The organism is Nostoc sp. 2RC (assembly GCF_014222165.1).
GTDB lineage: Bacteria > Cyanobacteriota > Cyanobacteriia > Cyanobacteriales > Nostocaceae > Nostoc > Nostoc linckia.
Map to the genome: position 1 here is coordinate 1 of NZ_JACKZU010000609.1, position 2,616 is coordinate 2,616.

Here is a 2,616-nt window from a genome sequence, read left to right on the forward strand (position 1 = left end):
CCCCATCCCCCTCACTCCTCTTCCGTCCCTACTCGATCTCCCCGTTCTAGTTCCCAAAGAATTTGATTTCCTTCACGGCGGACTCGTGACACTATCCAATTTCGCCAACGCCATTGATCTCCCCTACTGGTAACAGCGCTGGCGTGGACATCCATTAAATCTGCTAATTCGGAACTGGTGATTAAGTAACCTTTTTCTGATATTTCGTCAGCTATGCGTAGAGTTTCGACCAAGTTGCGGAGTTGCAAGACTCTAATTTCTGAGGATTTTTCGTCGGTTGCGGCCGCAGCTGGCCCGGTTGATGGTTCCATAATGGTTCTTTCTGGTGCAGAAGTAGTGACTTGTTGTGTATTTTGGTTAATTATTCTATAACTTTTGTCATAATCAGCTACTTTTGCTACATTTATTTCATTTGTATTAGGTAAATTTTTGTAAACATTTGTGGAAGACAATTGCTGTAAAGAAGGGATTTTACCACTGGCATAGCTGCGAGCGATCGCATCACAACGTTCGTTACCGATGTTACCAGAATGCCCCTTGACATATTGCCATTTTACTTGTTCGGTATTTAGTTCATCTAAAATTTCCAAAAGGTCTTGGTTTTGGACAGGGTTACCGTCTGATTTTTTCCAGCCTTTCTTTTTCCAGCCTTTCACCCACTTGGTAACGCAGTTAATTAGATATTCGCTGTCAGTGTAAAGGGTGATGGGTTTGGTTTGTTGAGATGTTTGCAAAAATTGGAGAGCAGCGATCGCCGCTTGCATTTCCATTTTATTATTGGTGGTGTGGGGGGATGCATCGCCCATTTCGTGAATTGAGCCATCACTGAAGTAGACAACAACACCCCAGCCACCAGGGCCTGGGTTACCGGTGCAAGCACCGTCTGTGTATATGCTTTCGATTGTTAGTTGGGTGGACGTAGTTAACATATTCAATAAGCACAGAACGTTAAACAAAGAATTGTGAACGGCGAAAGCGGAAGCTAATAAAGATTAGCACAGCAAACAAGATACCGATGCCCACACTCCAGCTAAAAACTTCAAACCAAAAGCGCAGATGTTGTTAATAATCATTTGGTTGGGAGAGAATGAAGGTGCAGGCTATTTGGCTTGTGGCGAGTCCTATGTCTGGGATCGCTATATATGAAAGTACACAAGCTATAGCGGTTACTAATTACATCAGGTACAGAAATTTTGGCGTTGCTGATTTCATCTATGAAAAGGATTCTGTATGATATCAAAATCCTTGTAGAGACGTTGCAATGCAACGTCTCTACATCTGAATTTTCTTATCAATTGTCCAGTGCCATTTTTGCTGTTGTGCATTCCATTTTACTGCTACTATTTCTATTGGTGGATTGAAGCGATCGCCATTTTCCCTAAATTCAATATTTCCTGTAACTCCCTTCACCGATTTTTTCTGTTCTTTAAAATGTTTATTCATATTTATCAATAAGGATTGGCTATCTTTAATTTGATATAATTCCATAATTCTGAAAATTATTAACACCGCATCAAAAGCTGTTGCACTGCGCCACGATAAATTTTCTGTTCCCCATAATTGAGTTCCTATTTGACAAAAACACTGCCCTATTTGATTTTTACTATTACAGCCATTTTTTTCACTGTGCCAATGCCAAGGAACACAAGCTATAATTTGACACTCGTTGGTAGCTGCTGTATTATATTGGCTTTGCTCGTGAATCCAATGTAAAACATTTTCGTGGTAGAAAGTTGCTGAACCAGCTATTATACACTGATTCAATTTTAACCTACTAATTAAACCCGCATTATCTAGAGAATTCGGTTCAATTCCCCCATCAGGAATTATAATAATAACCTCAACATCGTCTTGTTTAATTTCTTCAAGATAAGCTTGGATATGGTAGTATTTATCGCTAATATAGCTACATTCTTTAAGTAAAACAAACGTTTCCCGATAATTTTCTAAAATATTTTTAATGCTATTTCTATATGAAGTGCTATAGCTACTATTTTTGTTATAGAAAATAGCTACTTTGATTCCACTTTTACCTGTAAATTTTTCAATCAAATAATGAGCTAATTGTGTTGCATTAATGTTATCTTGAGTAGTCAGTCTAAAAAATGATAAGCTTTCACCACTAGATAAATGAGAAAGTTCATTGGAAGTACTGCTAGGGTTGATTAAAACTAATCCATTTTGAGAATAAAACTGTAGTGCTTTTTTAGTCATTTCGCTTGAATAATGACCGATAATGGCAATCAAGTTTAATTGTGGTGCTAAAGAAGCTAGATTTTCTGCGGTTTGGCTGTATGGAGCATATAAATTGTTAGGGTCATTGACGATTAAAATCCTTAAGGCTATTTGATTATCTGTATGATTTAAACTGAAAAATCCTTCAGGTATAATATCAGCTAAATTTATTTCTTTTTCTAAAGCAATTTTTTGAAAAGATTGGATATTGATTTGTAGTTGAATTTGAGCGATTCCTCTTAAAATTTCCGCAGCCACTTGTCCTTGATTATGATAAAATGGGACAACCACAGCTACAGTATAAATTTTTATTTTTTTATCTTGTAAAAGAGATTGTTTATATTCGATTAAACAATTATTAATGTAAATTAAAACTTCAGG

The 2,616-nt window shown here is 36.8% G+C and carries 2 protein-coding genes; both read right to left on the bottom strand.

What is annotated here, in order from left to right; translation table 11 throughout:
• Window positions 1-11 precede the first annotated feature (11 nt).
• A complete protein-coding gene (gene rnhA, locus GNE10_RS33695; RefSeq protein WP_185570384.1) occupies window positions 12-929 on the bottom strand; it encodes a ribonuclease HI in 918 nt (305 codons plus the stop codon).
• Window positions 930-1,272: 343 nt separating this feature from the next.
• A partial coding sequence (locus tag GNE10_RS33700) for an ABC transporter substrate-binding protein (protein WP_185570385.1) occupies window positions 1,273-2,616 on the bottom strand: 1,344 nt, incomplete at its 5' end.

Excerpts from the sequence above, each read along its gene's own strand:
- rnhA (WP_185570384.1), bottom strand. The coding sequence starts at position 929 with ATGTTAACTACGTCCACCCAACTAACAATCGAAAGCATATACACAGAC.